We start from the raw sequence: 16,486 nt of genomic DNA, 5'->3' as shown, positions 1-16,486 counted from the left end.
TTGCTTCCTTACGACCTGCGAGGTCGAGCATGCAGAGTAACAATGTGGTGTTCGCTATAGCGGGTTAACCTTAAACAAGTGACGTATATCATCGAGAATATCAGCTGCAGGCACTGCCTTATTAAATGACAACGCTGGCCTGCCGAAAGGATCCATTAGCCATACACTATTTTCTTCACGCCATGCAGGTTCTGCCAGCCAACGATTAACCGTTTCTCCTGGCAGCTCTTGTGCACTCCCACCTATTCGCAGCCGCTGTAAACGAGGAGCTTCACGGCCCAACGCACGGTGCAGACGCCACAATTCATCCATGCGCTCATCACAGAGAGAAGTACAATCAAATACCAGTGTCCAAGCATCGTTTTTTTCGGGTTGAGCGCTCAGAGGCCAGTCATCTAGTACTGGTACGCTGACATGCACTTGACCATGGGCAGTATCTTCACTGGGTATGCCTATTTGCCATGTCAACATTATCCACGCAGTAACAATAGGCGCCGCAAATGCTGCAAATATCAGCATCAATTTAACTCGCGGATAATGAACTGGCTGGCGTTGTTGCATGCTTTTCCCCTCAGCAACCTGTAAAGCTATCTTTTGTAAGACTATCTTTTGCAAGGCTATCTTTGCGCAGGCGACGGCCGCCCAATACCATGACCACTGTCGCAGCAAGCGCTAATCCCCACCATTGAAAAGCATAGCCAAGATGGCGACTAGGCGGCATCACGTTAGCTTCCCACCAGGGCGTAAACACCCCCTCACCCTGATCAGCATGCAACCAGCCAGCGTAAGTGAAGGCGGGCAATGTTGATTCCCATGGAGTTAAACTGATCTGCTGCAGCCTTAGCCCTTCCCTGTTTTTGCCATATAGCGGACCGCCGGAGCGCGCAACCTGCCACTCTCCTGAAACGCTGACGACACCCTCTGGAGTATCCGCTTGAGGCGCCGCCCTACTTGGCCCTGTTTCAATAAAACCTCGTTGAATAAGCCACAACTGATCAGAAGTATCTCGAAAAGGGGTTAACACAGCCACGCCCAAATGCCCATCTACAATGCGGTTATCCAGATAAAGCGTATGGTTAGCGAGGTACTCTCCTTGCAAATGCAACTCAGATCCCTCTACTGGCATAGTAAGAGGCGATTTAACCGAAGGCGCAGCCTCCCGTGCGGCTAACAAAACTCGCTTGTCAGCGGCACGCTCCCACTGCCATAGTCCTAGGAAGATACCTAGTAAAACTAATACGCCCCAAAACACACACCAGACGTATAGACGTTGCGACCCAAAAGAGGTTTTCTTCATGTGGTTAAAGCTGCTCATTGGCCTAGTTTTTATTGGAATAGTCGCTAGCTTAGCGGCCAGCGCAGGTTTTTTATTAAAGGATGACAGCAGCTCGCGACGGCTACTAGCATCCCTTAAATGGCGCATTGGGTTAACATGCCTACTCATGGCCTTGTTAGTATTTGGCTTCTGGTCGGGAGATTTAGGCTGATTGATTAAAAAACGTATACAAAAATAAATAATCCAACCCACACGACATCTACAAAGTGCCAATACCAACAAGAGGCTTCAAAACCAAAATGATGATCTTGGGCAAAGTGTCCTTTATGTATACGTATCAGCATGCTGGTTAAAATTAATGTACCTATAATGACGTGAACGCCGTGGAAGCCCGTCAGAATAAAGAAAGTAGCGCCGAAGATACCTGCCTCAAGCGTAATGCCATAATGGTTGTAGGCTTCATAATATTCGACGCCCTGAATCATAATAAAACAGCAGCCTAGCAATACAGTTCCTGACAGCCAGTTTCTGCACGTCTTACGTTCGCCCAATTTTAAAGCCTCATGCGCGACCGTTAACGTAATGCTAGACGTTACCAAAATGAGCGTATTGACGAGTGGCAATTGCCATGGACTTAAGACACTATCCGGGCCAGCCACTGATGAATCAGGCGGGTTTAACAACGGCCACTGAGCGACAAAATCAGGCCACAGCAACGCAGAAACACCTTTTGCACCTTCACCACCTAACCAGGGTATAGCGAACGTTCTAACGTAGAACAGCGCACCAAAGAAAGCTGCAAAAAACATCACCTCCGAAAAAATAAACCAGCCCATCCCCCACCGAAACGAGCGATCCATTTGGGCATCGTAAAGTCCGCTCATTGACTCGTGAATAACATCTCTGAACCAAAGCCCCATGACGGTGATTACACAAGCCACACCGATTAGCATGAACGGGGTACCCGTGTCGTACACAAGCTTAATCCCTGTACCCACCATCATAGCCCCGAGCGCCAGCGAGCCTAGAATAGGCCATCGACTCGTTGTTGGAACATAGTAGCCGCCACTCATATCGAATCCCCTATCGTGTTGTTGTCATTCTTCGAGGTGTCTTTTACTAAGTGATGAACCGGGTACAAGGTATACACCAGCGTTATCGTATTAATGTCCTCGGGAAGGTCACGCGATAGCTGGAATATCAGAGGAATCGTCAAACGCTCATCCCCCTGAAGTTGCTGCTCTTGGAAACAAAAACAGCTTACTTTTCTTAAATGCGTCGTAGCGTTTGAAGGAGAAACGCTAGGTACAGCCCGCCCCCAACTTTCGACATGACTGTTGTTAGTAAACGTAAAATCTACCTCAGCTGTTTGGCCTGGGTGCACACGCATTTGGCGGTTTTCGACGCTCATTCGCCATGGCAATCCCGCACTACCTCGAGTAATAAACTGAACAGTAATATAACGAGACTGATCAACTCCTTCATGAATAATGGCTTTGGCCGTTGTATCCACCTTGCCATTAAGCCCTGTCACACTGCAGAACACGTTATATAGAGGGACCAGTGCGAATGCGAAGGCAAACATTCCAATGAGCGCCGCCACCGTACGAATAACCGTCCGCTTAACCCCAACTGATTGCACCGTATCGTTGACTGCCATATATCCCCCTAGGCCATCCACTGATAGATAGCCTATTAGTCATGATGATGGGTACGGTTAAATACGGGCGGTGTCTCAAAAGTATGCAATGGTGCCGGACTGGGAACGCTCCACTCTAGGTCTTCTGCGCCTTCCCAAGCTTTTGCAGGTGCTTTTTTACCTCCTCTCACGCACAGCACTACAACCAATACAAACATCAGCTGTGACGCACCAAAAAAGAAGGCACCAATGCTGGAGAGCAAATTGAAATCCGCAAATTGTAAGGCATAGTCAGGAATGCGCCTTGGCATGCCCGCCAAGCCTGCGAAATGCATAGGGAAAAACGTTAGATTAACGCCAACGATAGAGCACCAAAAATGGCATTGGGCAAGTCGCTCGTTAGGATAGTGGCCTGTCCATTTGGGTAGCCAATAGTAGACGCCAGCCATAATGGCAAAAATAGCCCCCGGCACCAGTACATAATGGAAATGCGCCACGACAAAGTAGGTATCGTGGTATTGGAAATCCGCAGGTGCAATGGCCAACATGAGTCCTGAGAAACCACCTATGGTGAATAGCACGACGAAGGCCAAAGCAAACAGCATAGGCGGCTCAAAACTGATCGAGCCACGAAACAGCGTGGTCACCCAGTTAAATACTTTCACGCCTGTGGGCACGGCGATCAGCATGGTCGAGTACATGAAAAACAGCTCCGCTGTTAGCGGAAGACCGACGATAAACATATGGTGTGCCCAAACTAAAAATGACAACAGCGCGATAGCTGCCGTGGCATACACCATAGATGCGTACCCAAACAAAGGCTTACGCGCGAAGGTAGGAATAATGGCTGAGACAATACCAAAAGCCGGCAAAATCATGATGTAAACTTCAGGGTGGCCAAAGAACCAGAATAAGTGCTGGAAAAGCACTGGATCACCGCCACCCGCAGCGTCAAAGAAACTGGTACCGAAGTTTATATCCATCAGCATCATGGTTATAACGCCCGCTAGTACAGGCATTACCGCAATCAATAGAAAAGCCGTAATTAACCATGTCCATACGAACAGCGGCATATCCATCATGCGCATTCCAGGTGCGCGCATATTCAGAATGGTCGCAATAATATTTATAGCCCCAAGAATCGAGCTAATACCTGCAATGTGCAGGGCTAAAATAAAGAATGTTGTAGAGGCAGGTGCGTAAGTCGTCGATAATGGCGCATAAAATGTCCAGCCAAAATTGGGCCCGCCCCCCGGCATAAATAGTGTAGAAAGTAACAATGTAAACGCCACCGGAAGCAGCCAGAAACTAAAGTTATTAAGCCTGGGCAGCGCCATATCCGGCGCACCAATCTGCAGTGGAATCATCCAATTGGCTAGCCCAGTAAACGCTGGCATTACCGCAGCAAACACCATTATTAATCCATGCATGGTGGTCATTTGGTTGAAAAATTCCGGCTCTATAAGCTGCAAACCAGGTTGAAATAGCTCGGCTCTCACTACTAGGGCAAATATGCCTCCAACAAAAAACATAGTGAGAGAAAAAATCAGGTATAGAGAACCAATTTCTTTATGATTAGTTGTCAAAACCCAGCGTAGTATCCCTTTGGGCTGAGCTGCATGGTCGTGATGAGAGTGACCGCCAGCCGCTGCAGTGGAGCTATGTTGCAGCGAGTGTTGAGGAGGTAGTTTGGGCGCCATGAGCATCTCCGCCTGATTTATTGTTAGTACCTTAAATTATTGTGCAATACGTTCGGCCACCACAGCTGGCTGCACCGCATCACCTGTCTCATTGCCCCAAGCATTGCGGGTATAAGTAACAACAGCAGCTATTTCGACAGGATTTAACGTGCTGCGGAATGCGGGCATAGCAGCGCCAGAAACACCGTTAATAACCCGATCCATATGCCAATCCAAATCGCTAATCAATTGATTATTATTGGCTAGTGCAGGAAATGCGGGTGGCGCCCCCTGACCTTCGTTTTGGTGACAGGCAGAACAGATAGTCTGATAAACAGTCTCCCCCCGCGCCATCAAATCATCCATTTCCCACTCTCGGTCAACCCCCATCGCCTCTTGCTCTGCGGCTTCTTTACGTTCTGCCAGCCATGCTTCGAACTCTTCTTCTTCCATCGCATGCACAACCACTGGCATAAATCCGTGGTTAACGCCGCAAAGCTCAGCACATTGACCACGATAGATCCCCGGCTCATTAATTTTCACCCAGTTCTCATTGATGAACCCAGGAATCGTATCCTGCTTAACGGCTAGCTCAGGCACCCACCAAGAGTGAATAACGTCATCTGACGTCATTAAAAAGCGCACTTTACGATTGATCGGCAGTACCAATGGCTCATCTACGTCTAACAAATAGTGTTCATCTCTCGATTCTTCTCCACGAATTTGTGCAGTTGGTGTGCTCATATTGGATGTAAACGCAACATCTTCACCAAGGTACTCGTAGCGCCAGCGCCATTGTTGGCCAGTAATCATCACATCTAGATCAGCTTCTGAAGAATCGTACATATTCTTCAGCGTCGCCGTTGCGGGCACGGCCATGCCAATCAAAATCAGAATAGGAATAGCGGTCCAAAGAATTTCAACGGAGGTATGCTCATGAAAATTCGCCGCTTTTCCCCCTTTTGAGTGTCTGTATTTGAATAGTGAGAAAAACATCACCCCAAACACAATCACTCCAATTACCACGCATACCCAAAAAATCGCCATATGCAGCCCAAAAATATCTTGGCTGATATCGGTGACCCCAATAGGCATATTCCAGCCATTATCATGAGCATGAGCTTGAGTGATACTGAAGGCACTGGTAATGGTTAGCAGCCATTGCCACGATAGATGCATAGCGACCTCCGTTATTATTGTTGTTCTCGCCAACCCTTTTATTAGGTCAGAATTAACTGATTAACGTCAGTATAGAAAACATGTGGCATTCGTCACGAACAACTATCGTGAGGTGTATCAACGCTTCATCGCGATGCAATCACTGCAATCCCCACTAAGATCAAAACAAATATGAGCGTGACTACAATCCCCGTCACAATAAAGACAGCGGGGTTGCCGCTAGAAAAATCCTGTTGCCGTTTGAGGTCATTTTGTACACCTAAAAGTGCTGACAGTACTGATTTAACGACTGACCACATTGAGCCTCTCCTCGCTATCACGTATCGCGCTGTCTGAATGTGCAGCTCTTCTGCATAGCTTTAGCTATAGTTGAAGATAGGAGAACCTGTGAAGAATGCCTCACAAATTGAAAAACTCGATAGGAACCTGCCATGGACCATACACACAACAAGCAGCCCTCATCCGCCTACGACGTCAACCAAGATATCGTGGCTTGGTGGCAGCATTACTGCCTATTGAGCACCATGCCAATGGTACGTTGTCAGATTGCATGGCTTGAGAGCGTCACAGAAGCCATGCAACTGGAGGCCGAGCTTTTCCAAGCTATCGCTAAAAGTAGCGAAAAACTGACGCTATGCCTGACTGATGACAACGAGAGCTGTAGCGCTAAGGAACTCACTGAGCATTACCAAGAGATGGTCAAAACGCTTACCGATGCTAACCTTGAGCGTTTCGCTAAGGTATCTCAGCTTTCCCATGAATTTCGACGTAGCCTTTGGGAAGAAATCTAACAAATCTAACAATTTGGGATTAAGCTTACGACTTGCTGTCGTGCCATTCACACTACGCACGCTTTGCTAAGAGCAGCTTATAACTGGTGATGGAGCCTAATATGCCCAAATGTCGTGGATTTATTTTGTTGTTCTCGTTGATAACCGTGGTCTTAGTATCGTTAACCGGGTGCACAACTTACACTTGGCCGGATGGGTCGCAAGAGACTGTACTGGGAGTGCCCCCAGAAGAAGAAAACCGGCGTTATGAAGAGCAGCGCGCCGACGGAGTACGCTATCGCTTACCAGGTAAAATACCTGATGAGCAAACGGAATGATCTTCTTCGATCAGGCTTCTCTTTAAACGGCACCATTAAACTTTATGTCGTTTTGTCGATGCCGTTGCTTGAGCGGTCATCGGATCTTCTGGCCAGGGGTGTTTAGGATAGCGGCCACGCATCTCTTTACGCACCTCTGGGTAGCCATTCACCCAAAAACTACGTAAATCCTGAGTCACTTGAAGCGGCCTTTTGGCTGGTGAAAGCAGATGAATGACAACAGGCATATGACCGTCCGCAACGGTGGGGGTATCCTGCCAACCAAACGCTTCCTGTAACTTCAGAGCAAGCACTGGCGGTCTTCCTGTTAGGCAAGGCTCATAATCAACCGATGCTTGATTACCACTAGGAGCCATTATTGACGGCGGTGTTAAACGTTCAAAATGGCTTTGCTCGTCCCAACTAAGCGTTGCCATTAAGTAGCTATGGAATGGCATTTTTTCTAGCTGGCTGAAGCGTGTTATACCCGTCATGTAAGGTGCCAGCCATACATCCAAACTGTCCAATAGCGCGCTCTCTGACCAGTCAGGCCATACGTCAGAATAAAGGCTCGCCACTAGCGCCATTCGCCCCCGTAACTGCTTAACCTTGCCATTAAAAAGCGCCGCAGGTCGTTGTTTCAATGCACTCAGCAATGCTTGCTGGACGGCCTCTCTAGATAACTCCGCTAAGGGCCGACGTGCCAATACAAGTTCACCATGGCGCTGAACAGCTTCACCAAGAAGCTTTCCTTGGGCATCTGACCAAGTAACACGCTCCTCCCACTGTTGAGTTTCAGGGTAAAGGTCAATAAGCGCTGTCTGCATAATCGGTTCTGCCAGGTAAATTGCCGCCTCACTACTGGCACTCTCTACGCTAACGGCGACGATAAATGCTTCATTCGCCAGGAGGTGGCTAGCGGAGAGCGTGGCGGTTTTGCCATTGGCAAGCTTGAACCGACCTGGACTGATGAATTGACCAACACGATCCGGGTAAGCTATCGCCAGCAGGCAGCTAAGCGGCTCAAGCGGTAGCTTATCTGGCAGCTTGAGGCTAGCCATATCCATAAGACGCTGAGTTTCTCGTTGCCATTGAGGAAACCGCCTGGATTGGCCGAGCCGCTGAGCCAGCGCATCTCTTAGCGAGCCACTGACACGCTCTCTGCCCTCTAACAGAGCTGCTAAAGCACAGGCAAGCGGTACTGCATTCAATGACGCTGCTTTTGACAGCATGACCGCTAAACGTGGCTCAAGCGGCCAGCGCGCACTTTGTTTACCTAAGGGTGTTAATAATCCCACTGTATCAAGAATGCCAAGCTGACGGAGCAAAGCCTGACTACTTTGCCATGCACCGTTAGGCGGTGGCGTCATCCAAACTAACTCTTCTGGCGAACGTGCTCCCCATCTGGCGACTTCCAGCGCTAGCCTTGATAAATCAGCTTGGGCTATCTCGGGTTCACCGTAAGCAACCATTGGCTGCTCTTGAGACCACAACCGATAACACGTGCCCGGCTGTTGCCGCCCTGCACGTCCGCGACGTTGATCAGCGCTGGCACGATTGACGCGCCGGGTAGTTAGTCGAGTAAGCCCTGTTTGCGGCTGAAACAACGGTACTCGCTCCAAGCCCGCGTCAATGACCACATTAACGCCATCAACAGTCACGCTGGATTCCGCAATGGCCGTCGCGACAATCACTCGCTGGCGTGTTTCATGTAGCCTCAATGCAGCTTGCTGCGCTTCGATGGACATGCCGCCATGCAATGCGCGCACCTCAACATCAAAGGCACTATTTTCCAGCATTTGTACTAGCCGGGTTATCTCTGCTACCCCTGGTAAAATCACCAGCACGTCGCGACTATCAACATTCGCCAAGGCCTCGGTTACCACTCGGTAAGCAGCGGCATCTAGCGTCTCATCGCCCCCCAAAGGGCGGTGATATGTGTCGATTGGGAATTCGCGACCTGTGCTTTCAATCACGCATGTATCGCGACCCAATACGTTTGTTAGCGCGGCAACATCTAACGTCGCAGACATCACCACCAGTCGTAAGTCATCGCGAACGCTTTGCTGAATGTCCAGCGATAGCGCCAGCCCAAGATCTGCTTCTATGCTGCGCTCATGAAACTCATCGAAGATGATACCGGCGACTCCTTCGAGCAACGGATCATCTTGCAGCATACGCGTCAGGACGCCCTGAGTGAGCACCTCCAAACGAGTATCCGAGCTCACTTTACTGTCCCCGCGCATACGATAGCCAACTGTCTTACCGATAGGCTCATTAAGCTGCGCGGCCATAAAGCTTGCCGCCAAACGAGCAGCTACCCGTCGAGGCTCTAGCAACAGTATCTTCTGGCCCTGCGCCCATTGACTGTTTAGCAAGGTCAGCGGGACTCTGGTTGTCTTACCCGCCCCCGGCTGAGCGACCAAGATAAGTCGGTTATGTTCAGAGAGAGCCGTCTGAATCGGCTTGAGGTGCTGCTCAATTGGAAGCGTAGACATCGCCAATAGGGGCATAGTAGCTAAACTGATGAGTCGTTTGATAAATGCGACGTTGAAATACCGCATCCTTTCAAAATCACATGCTCAAGGAAACGGCAAATAGACTCGAAATCCGTTTCGCTAAGCCCCTCAGTCCCTAAAATCCCCGTTACCTGCGCACTGTATTCCGTGTAGTGTTGGGTGGACGACCAAATCAAGAATATAAGCCAGCGCGGATCGACATCATCCATTTTTCCTAGCTGAGACCACTGATGGATAATTTCTGCACGAGAAGCTACCCACTCTTTCAACTCCCCAGAGAGGTAATGACTCAAGAAAGGCGCACCTGCCAAAATCTCGGCGGCAAATAACTTTGAACCTTCGGGGTAGCGCTGGCCCAGCATCATCTTGGTACGTATAAAATCGCTTAACACCTTAGCTGGGTCACTTTCAGGTGTGATGTCTTCAAGTACCGCATTCCAGCGGTTCATCATTCGATTAAGCAGTCGAACATAAAGCAGCTGCTTACTACCCATGTAATAGAGAATATTCGCTTTAGGAAGACCTGCTATATCGGCGATTGCCTGAAGGCTGGCACCACGATAACCATGTTGAGAAAACACCTGCTCAGCAGCGCTCAGGATGGTCTGTTCAATGCGATCTCTGCTGGCATTTTCATGGTTAGCGGTATCCGCTGTCATTGATTAAGCTCCTTTAATAAGCGCTTTGGATAGGCACCAGTGGTCAGCCCATGGGACCTATCAGATTAAATTGGTTTATCGACGCCTGCCGTGCAAGTGCACAGACAGCGGCGCTAGCAACAAATTCTTGCAAGGTGCGCTTTTTTGTCTCAAGCTAAACAATATTGACCGATCGGTCAGAACAATCATAACGGAGTTTGGCATGGCTACGATTGAGTTCCTGCTCAACGGCACCCCCAAGCAGTGTCATGTACCCCCTGACACCAGCATTCTAACGCTGTTGCGCGATCATTTGGGCTTCACTGGCACAAAAGAGGGCTGCGCATCGGGTGATTGTGGCGCTTGTACAGTCGCAATCAGCAATCCAGGCAATATGCAAAGCCGCTTTTTAAGCGTCAACGCGTGCATTACCCCGGCTCACCAACTTCACGGTCGGCATGTCATTACCGTCGAAGGGCTCGCGACTGAGGGCAACTTGCACCCAGCTCAACGCGCAATGATCGAGTGCCATGGCAGCCAGTGCGGATTTTGCACACCTGGGATTGTCATGTCATTGTTCACCTTGCATACCCACCAGCAGCAGCGCCCCTCGCCTCTTACACCAGACACACTGGAAGCCGCACTAGGTGGAAATTTATGCCGCTGCACGGGATACCGTCCTATTCGTGACGCCGCCTTGAGCATGCAAGATTTCTCTTGGGAAGCACCTCAGTGGTTCGATGCGTCGCAGCCAGCCAGCCAGCCGCTTCCTGTGTCAGAGTCAACCGAACAGAGCGAACCACGCTTCATACAACCAACTACCTTGGCTGAGTTGACCGACGCACGATATCGCTATCCTGATGCACGCCTTGTGGCTGGCGCAACAGATCTGTGGTTGGAAAACACTCAGCGCCTCACCGCGTTGAATCAGCTTATCGATATCACTCGTGTGGCTGAATTAGGCCAAATTGAAGAGGCGACATTCCAAGCTCAACCAGGTTGGTGGATAGGCGCTGGGGTTACGTACACGCAGCTTGAGCCGTTATTTAACCGTCACTTTCCTGCGTTTGCACACCTCCTTCACAGGCTCGGCTCCCAACAAGTTCGTAACCGAGGAACGCTCGGCGGCAACATCGCCAACGCTTCGCCAATTGGGGATACGCCACCGGTGCTACTGGCGCTCAATGCCTGGGTAGAACTTACCAGCCATGTCGGTACTCGCCAGCTGTTGCTAAGTGATTTTTTTATCGACTATAAAAAAACCGCACTGGCTGCTGATGAAGTCATCAGTCGTATTTTTATACCTCAACTGGCTGAATCAGCCACACTCAGGGTTTGGAAGCTTTCTAAACGGCGCGAGGATGACATAACGGCGGTATTAGGTGCGTTTTGCTACCGTGTTAATCAAGGTGTGATGGAGGATGTTCGCATTGCCTTTGGCGGTATGGCTGCCACTCCCAAGCGAGCGAGTCAAACAGAAGTTGCGCTAGAGGGCCAGCCCGTCTCCAAAGCTAGCTTTCAAACAGCCCAGCAAGCCCTTGCTGAAGAGTTTCAGCCAATGAGCGATGTACGGGGCAGCCAATACTACCGAGAACAAGCCGCACTTAACCTATTAGAACGCCTCTACTTATCGCTTTCGTCACCCAACCAGGAGGTGATGCTCCATGCGTACGCTCACTAAACTTGATGGCGACAGCAGCCGTGCTCGTCGAGAATTACATGACCACATCCAAGGGTCAGGCCCACTTGCCCGCCATACTGTCGATAGCCATGGTCAGCGCCAAGCAGGCACCGCCAGCTTCCATGAAAGCGCTGAAAAACACGTTACCGGCAAGGCCGCTTACATCGATGACCTCAAAGCACCAGCAGATGCCCTGCATGTAGCTCTGGGGCTGTCTCCTGCCGCACACGGCACGTTGACCACGCTTGATCTTGAAGCAGTTAAACAAGCGCCTGGGGTTGTCGATGTCATCACTTTTCACGACGTACCCGGTCATACGGATATCGGCCCGGTTTTCCCAGGCGACCCCATTTTTGTAGATCAAGAAATTAGCTACGCAGGCCAGTGTATTTTCGCCGTTGCCGCTACCTCGCTTCAGGCTGCTCGCCGAGCGGTAACGTTGGCCAAGTTAAGTATCGACGAACAACCGGCGAGCCTCGACCCGGTGGCTGCTGCTGAACGCAATGATGTGGTTCGCCCTACACATGTTCAGGAGCGTGGTGATTGGCAAACGGAACTGCGCCAAGCCGAGCAAACGATTGAAGGCGAGCTTTTCATCGGCGGGCAGGAACATTTCTACCTGGAGGGACAAGCATGCTTGGTTCTGCCCACTGAAGATGAAGGGGTCATTGTTCATACCTCTAACCAGCACCCTAGTGAGACCCAAAAGCTTGTCGCTGAAGTACTGGGCATTCCTTTTCATGCTGTCACCGTTGAAGTACGCCGAATGGGCGGTGGTTTTGGAGGCAAAGAAACTCAAGCATCCCCTTGGGCTTGTATGGCAGCTATTATTGCCCGCAGAACTGGCAAAGCCACACGTATACGCCTACCGCGCAGTGATGACATGCGCGCGACCGGTAAGCGACACCCATTTCATAATCGCTACCGACTAGCCATTAATCGGCAAGGCGTCATCCAAGGGGGAGACATAACAGTTATTGGTGACTGCGGCTATTCACCTGACCTTTCGGACGCCATTGTTGATCGTGCAATGTTCCATGCCGACAACGCCTACTCATTAGGCAATGCCCGCGTCACCGGCCATCGCGCTAAGACCCATACCGCTTCTAACACAGCTTTTCGCGGTTTCGGCGGCCCTCAGGGTATGATGATTATCGAAGCTGCAATGGATGATATCGCGCGCAAAGTCGGTGACGATCCTCTCATCATACGCAAACGAAACTTCTATCGCGACGGGCGCGACGTCACTCACTACGGCCAATCAGTGGATCAAAAACAGTTACTCCATACACTGGTAGACACACTGGAAACCAGTAGTGATTACTGGGGGCGCCGTGCGGCTATTAAGGCATTTAATAGCAACAGTCCCATTATTAAAAAAGGGCTCGCGCTAACGCCAGTAAAGTTTGGTATCTCATTTACCGCCCAGCACCTCAACCAGGCTGGTGCGCTGCTGCATGTGTATACCGATGGCAGCATCATGATCAATCACGGCGGCACCGAAATGGGGCAAGGGCTGCACACCAAGATTTGCCAAGTTGTGGCTCGCGAGCTTGGCTTGGATTTAGATAGCGTGCGGATTAGCGCAACTCGCACGGATAAAGTACCCAACACATCTCCTACCGCGGCCTCAAGCGGTGCCGACCTCAATGGTATGGCTGCGCGAGATGCCGCCAGTAAATTGCGCGCAAGATTATTCGACTTTGCTGCGGTGCATTTTGAGGGCGGCTTAGATCGAGAAGGCATGCGTCTGGAAAATGGCATGCTGATTGCTGGTATTGGAGAAAGCGAGCGTCGCATCCCTTGGGGAGAGCTTGTCCAAACAGCCTACCTCAATCGTATCTCACTTTCAGAAAAAGGCTTTTATGCGACACCATTGATTCATTACAACCGTACAACGGGCCAAGGCCGCCCTTTTTATTATTACGCGTTTGGAGCAGCTGTCGCCGAAGTGAGTGTTGACACCCTGAGCGGCGAATATTTAGTCAACCGCGTTGACGTACTGCATGACGTTGGCAATTCGCTAAACCCTGCCATTGATATTGGCCAAGTAGAAGGTGGCTTTATCCAGGGAATGGGCTGGCTAACCAGTGAAGAGCTTAAGTGGAACGATAGCGGTGCGCTGGTTAGCGACGGACCTGCAACCTATAAAATACCCACGTTTGGCGATCTTCCCGCGATTTTTAACGTTGAACTATTGGAAGGCCACCCAAACTCCATGGCAAGCCTATATCGCTCTAAAGCCGTTGGTGAGCCGCCGTTTATGCTTGGTATCTGTGTCTGGTCTGCACTACGTGATGCGCTTTCAAGCTTAACCGATTACCAACAGTCTCCCCATCTCGACACTCCCGCCACTCCTGAAAGAGTGATGCTCGCTGCAAACGCAATTAGAGAAAAAGCACTATGACACGGCCCCCAGCAGAAACTTGGCACGCGGCACTCGATCGCTTGCAGCGTAGCGGTGTTCCCCACGTATTGGCTACTCAGGTAACTAGCGCGGGCTCAACTCCGCGTGAACCCGGCGCGCGTATGGTGATCACTCAAGAGGCGATCTATGACACGCTAGGTGGCGGTACTTTCGAGTGGCAAACTATCCACGCTGCGCGGGACTTTTTACAGCAAGGCCGCGCGGGCTTTCACTTAGAGGCATTCTCGCTAGGTGGGCGCAGCGGCCAGTGCTGTGGCGGCTACGTCAATGTGCTGCTGGAAATGTTTCCTGGTGCCGCTATCAGTATCGCTTTATTTGGTGCCGGTCATGTCGGGCGAGAAATCGTATCGCTTAGCGAACCGCTACCCTGGCAAATACACTGGTTTGATAGCCGAACCGATGTATTTAACGAACACGACCAGCAGCAATCGCGACTCAGTTGCCATAAGCTGAGCAGTGCACAGGAGGCAACTTCAGCCCTACCCCCCGGGTGTCACGCACTGGTATTAACCCACAACCATGATGAAGATTATGCGCTTATTACCGCTTTACTACAGCGCCATGACATCGCCTCAATAGGACTAATCGGCTCTGATAGCAAATGGGCAAGCTTCCGAGGACGGCTGCAGCGCGAAGGCTATACCACTGAGCAAATAGAGCGTGTACGCAGCCCCATTGGCTGTATTCATAACACTAAACTTAGCAATAAAACCCCCTATGCGATTGCGTTGACAGTGGTAACCGAGCTGCTTTGGCTAACGGACAAGCCAGCCTCACTAGACATGCGCGGCCTTGAGCCGAATGCAATTCGTGCACTTGTTGACGATACAAAAACGACTCAGAGTTAATATGAATTCCTCAATCGATACGCTCATTCGCGCTGAAATTGTCAGTTTTGCACGCGACCCAGGTAATGACGACCTACCTCAACCAGGTAGCCTAGAGCATTATGGCGACGGGTTACTTTGGCTAAAGGGCAGTCACATACAGGCTGTCGGCCACTATGGTGATCTCGCTGATCAACTGCCAAGTGACGCCCATGTTATTGATTATCGTGGCAAGTTGATTATGCCCGGTTTTATCGATACTCACGTTCACTATGTTCAGCTAGACATCATGGCTTCCTACGGTCGCCAGCTACTTGATTGGCTAAATGACTATACGTTTCCTGAAGAGTGCCGTTTTGCCAATCATGCGCATGCAGAAGCGCTATCGAACGCTTTTCTAGATGAAATGCTTCGCGCGGGAACGACAACAGCCCAAGTATTTGGCTCAAGTCATCCTGGTTCAGTGGATGCGTTCTTCACCGCCTGCCAAAAACGTCAGCTACGCATGCTGGTTGGTAAAGTATTAATGGATCGCAACGCGCCTGACGCATTAATGGATGGTGTGTCAGGAATTGCAGACAGTGAGCGACTTATTCAAGACTGGCATGGCAATGGCCGACTAGGTTATAGCGTCACGCCACGTTTTGCGCCCACCTCCACCAAAATGCAAATGGATGCTGCCGGCGCCCTCTTACGCAATGACTCTAGCTTGTGGCTACAAACTCATTTGGCCGAAAACAGTGGGGAATTAGACTGGGTAGCCGAACTATTTCCTGGTAGCCGCGACTACTTAGCCGTTTATGAGGATGCGGGATTAGTCGGCCCCCGCAGTACCTTCGCACACGGTATTCATTTGGATAACGATATGCGTCAACGCTTGGCGGATCGAGGCGCTAATATTGCCTTTTGTCCAAGCTCCAACCTTTTCTTAGGCAGCGGATTATTTGACCGAGAGGCAGCTAAACAGACCGGCATGGCATTTACCTATGCTAGCGATATCGGCGCAGGCACCGATTTATCAGGGTTTGGTACGCTTAAAGCCGCCTATCAAGTGGGCCAACTAAGAGGACAGCCTCTCACCGCATGGCAAGGTTTTTACGGTTTAACCCATGGCAATGCAAAAGCGCTCTCCTTAGATACCCATATCGGTCAGCTCGCTCCCACTTATGAAGCAGACTTTGTCGTGATTGATCCTCATGCGACATCGCTGTTGAAGCGCCGTATCCAACACAGCACAACGCTCGGCGAGCGTTTATTTGCGCTGATGATGCTCGCTGATGATCGCGCTATCTATGAAACTTGGGCCGCTGGCGAATGCCAGCACCAACGGGATTAATTTTCAACGTTAACTCGTCATTCCCGCAGGCCCTAGCCCTTGTCATTCCCACAGGAATCCATGTTGGGCTAGGGCTTCAGGGCTGCTGCAGGCCAAGTTGGATTCCCGATCCCCCCACTCGGGAATGACGTGCGGTGTGGCCGCTTTGTGACAGGGGGCTAGGTGACAGGGGGCTAGGGAGTGCTTTTTCTTCCGCG

16 protein-coding genes are annotated in these 16,486 nt (G+C 50.6%); 7 read left to right on the top strand and 9 right to left on the bottom strand.

Translation table 11 applies throughout. From position 1 onward, the window contains the following. Positions 1 to 54: 54 nt before the first annotated feature. Together HVE01_RS16515 and HVE01_RS16510 are read right to left on the bottom strand one after the other, a co-directional pair. Positions 55 to 561, bottom strand: a complete 507-nt coding sequence (locus HVE01_RS16515; RefSeq protein ID WP_125747587.1) for a hypothetical protein — start codon at positions 559 to 561, stop codon at positions 55 to 57. A gap of 10 nt (positions 562 to 571) precedes the next feature. Further along, positions 572 to 1,297, bottom strand: a complete 726-nt coding sequence (locus HVE01_RS16510) for an SURF1 family protein (protein WP_146945141.1) — start codon at positions 1,295 to 1,297, stop codon at positions 572 to 574. Here HVE01_RS16510 and HVE01_RS16505 point away from each other — a divergent pair. After that, positions 1,296 to 1,487 carry a DUF2909 domain-containing protein gene (locus tag HVE01_RS16505; RefSeq protein ID WP_146945140.1) on the top strand — a complete coding sequence of 64 codons (192 nt, stop codon included), beginning with the start codon at positions 1,296 to 1,298 and terminating at the stop codon, positions 1,485 to 1,487. The two genes, HVE01_RS16510 and HVE01_RS16505, sit on opposite strands and share 2 nt — an antisense overlap. Positions 1,488 to 1,491: 4 nt before the next feature. Here the strand turns inward: HVE01_RS16505 and HVE01_RS16500 are convergent, their stop codons facing one another. The 5 genes from HVE01_RS16500 to HVE01_RS16480 all read right to left on the bottom strand — a co-directional run bounded on the left by HVE01_RS16500 (position 1,492) and on the right by HVE01_RS16480 (position 6,072). Next, on the bottom strand, positions 1,492 to 2,349 hold the full coding sequence (locus HVE01_RS16500) for a cytochrome c oxidase subunit 3 (RefSeq protein WP_146945139.1): 858 nt from the start codon (positions 2,347 to 2,349) through the stop codon (positions 1,492 to 1,494). After that, a complete protein-coding gene (locus HVE01_RS16495) occupies positions 2,346 to 2,936 on the bottom strand; it encodes a cytochrome c oxidase assembly protein (RefSeq protein ID WP_125747580.1) in 591 nt (196 codons plus the stop codon). Before HVE01_RS16495 ends, HVE01_RS16500 begins: the two co-directional genes overlap by 4 nt. Before the next feature lie 35 nt (positions 2,937 to 2,971). Continuing rightward, positions 2,972 to 4,615: a cytochrome c oxidase subunit I gene (ctaD, locus tag HVE01_RS16490; RefSeq protein ID WP_125747578.1), complete on the bottom strand. Its 1,644-nt coding sequence runs from the start codon at positions 4,613 to 4,615 to the stop codon at positions 2,972 to 2,974. A 36-nt stretch (positions 4,616 to 4,651) separates the two neighbouring features. Continuing rightward, positions 4,652 to 5,773, bottom strand: a complete 1,122-nt coding sequence (gene coxB / locus HVE01_RS16485; protein WP_125747576.1) for a cytochrome c oxidase subunit II — start codon at positions 5,771 to 5,773, stop codon at positions 4,652 to 4,654. A gap of 125 nt (positions 5,774 to 5,898) precedes the next feature. Next, positions 5,899 to 6,072 carry a DUF2970 domain-containing protein gene (locus HVE01_RS16480; protein ID WP_125747573.1) on the bottom strand — a complete coding sequence of 58 codons (174 nt, stop codon included), beginning with the start codon at positions 6,070 to 6,072 and terminating at the stop codon, positions 5,899 to 5,901. A gap of 132 nt (positions 6,073 to 6,204) precedes the next feature. Between HVE01_RS16480 and HVE01_RS16475 the strand changes: the two genes are divergently transcribed. Both HVE01_RS16475 and HVE01_RS16470 read left to right on the top strand, forming a co-directional pair. Then, positions 6,205 to 6,564, top strand: coding sequence for a hypothetical protein (locus HVE01_RS16475; protein ID WP_146945138.1), 360 nt, complete (start codon positions 6,205 to 6,207; stop codon positions 6,562 to 6,564). A gap of 101 nt (positions 6,565 to 6,665) precedes the next feature. Beyond that, the gene (locus HVE01_RS16470) at positions 6,666 to 6,881 is read left to right on the top strand and encodes a hypothetical protein (protein ID WP_125747569.1); all 216 of its coding nucleotides are present in this window, start codon (positions 6,666 to 6,668) and stop codon (positions 6,879 to 6,881) included. Between the two features lie 35 nt (positions 6,882 to 6,916). Here the strand turns inward: HVE01_RS16470 and hrpB are convergent, their stop codons facing one another. After that, positions 6,917 to 9,358: an ATP-dependent helicase HrpB gene (gene hrpB / locus HVE01_RS16465; RefSeq protein ID WP_164517079.1), complete on the bottom strand. Its 2,442-nt coding sequence runs from the start codon at positions 9,356 to 9,358 to the stop codon at positions 6,917 to 6,919. A 20-nt stretch (positions 9,359 to 9,378) separates the two neighbouring features. After that, the gene (locus HVE01_RS16460) at positions 9,379 to 10,038 is read right to left on the bottom strand and encodes a TetR family transcriptional regulator C-terminal domain-containing protein (RefSeq protein WP_125747564.1); all 660 of its coding nucleotides are present in this window, start codon (positions 10,036 to 10,038) and stop codon (positions 9,379 to 9,381) included. 202 nt (positions 10,039 to 10,240) lie between these two features. On the opposite strand from HVE01_RS16460, the gene xdhA reads away from it, so the two are divergent. The 4 genes from xdhA to guaD are packed head-to-tail and all read left to right on the top strand — an operon-like array spanning position 10,241 to position 16,289. Beyond that, on the top strand, positions 10,241 to 11,698 hold the full coding sequence (gene xdhA, locus HVE01_RS16455) for a xanthine dehydrogenase small subunit (protein ID WP_125747562.1): 1,458 nt from the start codon (positions 10,241 to 10,243) through the stop codon (positions 11,696 to 11,698). Next, positions 11,682 to 14,105, top strand: a complete 2,424-nt coding sequence (gene xdhB, locus HVE01_RS16450) for a xanthine dehydrogenase molybdopterin binding subunit (RefSeq protein WP_146945137.1) — start codon at positions 11,682 to 11,684, stop codon at positions 14,103 to 14,105. The genes xdhA and xdhB overlap by 17 nt, the downstream gene beginning before the upstream one ends. Beyond that, entirely contained in the window at positions 14,102 to 14,974 is an 873-nt protein-coding gene (gene xdhC, locus HVE01_RS16445) for a xanthine dehydrogenase accessory protein XdhC (RefSeq protein WP_146945136.1), read from the top strand. Before xdhB ends, xdhC begins: the two co-directional genes overlap by 4 nt. Position 14,975: 1 nt before the next feature. Next, positions 14,976 to 16,289 carry a guanine deaminase gene (gene guaD / locus HVE01_RS16440; RefSeq protein WP_146945135.1) on the top strand — a complete coding sequence of 438 codons (1,314 nt, stop codon included), beginning with the start codon at positions 14,976 to 14,978 and terminating at the stop codon, positions 16,287 to 16,289. The last annotated feature ends 197 nt before the right edge of the window (positions 16,290 to 16,486 follow it).

The sequence above is a fragment of the Vreelandella venusta genome (assembly GCF_007989605.1).
Lineage (GTDB): Bacteria > Pseudomonadota > Gammaproteobacteria > Pseudomonadales > Halomonadaceae > Vreelandella > Vreelandella venusta.
Note: the sequence above shows the minus strand (reverse complement) of the source record. Positions and strands in the feature narration are given on the sequence as shown.

Excerpts from the sequence above, each read along its gene's own strand:
- HVE01_RS16515 (WP_125747587.1), bottom strand. The coding sequence starts at position 561 with ATGCAACAACGCCAGCCAGTTCATTATCCGCGAGTTAAATTGATGCTG.
- HVE01_RS16505 (WP_146945140.1), top strand. The coding sequence starts at position 1,296 with ATGTGGTTAAAGCTGCTCATTGGCCTAGTTTTTATTGGAATAGTCGCT.
- HVE01_RS16510 (WP_146945141.1), bottom strand. The coding sequence starts at position 1,297 with ATGAAGAAAACCTCTTTTGGGTCGCAACGTCTATACGTCTGGTGTGTG.
- HVE01_RS16500 (WP_146945139.1), bottom strand. The coding sequence starts at position 2,349 with ATGAGTGGCGGCTACTATGTTCCAACAACGAGTCGATGGCCTATTCTA.
- HVE01_RS16495 (WP_125747580.1), bottom strand. The coding sequence starts at position 2,936 with ATGGCAGTCAACGATACGGTGCAATCAGTTGGGGTTAAGCGGACGGTT.
- ctaD (WP_125747578.1), bottom strand. The coding sequence starts at position 4,615 with ATGGCGCCCAAACTACCTCCTCAACACTCGCTGCAACATAGCTCCACT.
- coxB (WP_125747576.1), bottom strand. The coding sequence starts at position 5,773 with ATGCATCTATCGTGGCAATGGCTGCTAACCATTACCAGTGCCTTCAGT.
- HVE01_RS16480 (WP_125747573.1), bottom strand. The coding sequence starts at position 6,072 with ATGTGGTCAGTCGTTAAATCAGTACTGTCAGCACTTTTAGGTGTACAA.
- HVE01_RS16475 (WP_146945138.1), top strand. The coding sequence starts at position 6,205 with ATGGACCATACACACAACAAGCAGCCCTCATCCGCCTACGACGTCAAC.
- HVE01_RS16470 (WP_125747569.1), top strand. The coding sequence starts at position 6,666 with ATGCCCAAATGTCGTGGATTTATTTTGTTGTTCTCGTTGATAACCGTG.
- hrpB (WP_164517079.1), bottom strand. The coding sequence starts at position 9,358 with ATGTCTACGCTTCCAATTGAGCAGCACCTCAAGCCGATTCAGACGGCT.
- HVE01_RS16460 (WP_125747564.1), bottom strand. The coding sequence starts at position 10,038 with ATGACAGCGGATACCGCTAACCATGAAAATGCCAGCAGAGATCGCATT.
- xdhA (WP_125747562.1), top strand. The coding sequence starts at position 10,241 with ATGGCTACGATTGAGTTCCTGCTCAACGGCACCCCCAAGCAGTGTCAT.
- xdhB (WP_146945137.1), top strand. The coding sequence starts at position 11,682 with ATGCGTACGCTCACTAAACTTGATGGCGACAGCAGCCGTGCTCGTCGA.
- xdhC (WP_146945136.1), top strand. The coding sequence starts at position 14,102 with ATGACACGGCCCCCAGCAGAAACTTGGCACGCGGCACTCGATCGCTTG.
- guaD (WP_146945135.1), top strand. The coding sequence starts at position 14,976 with ATGAATTCCTCAATCGATACGCTCATTCGCGCTGAAATTGTCAGTTTT.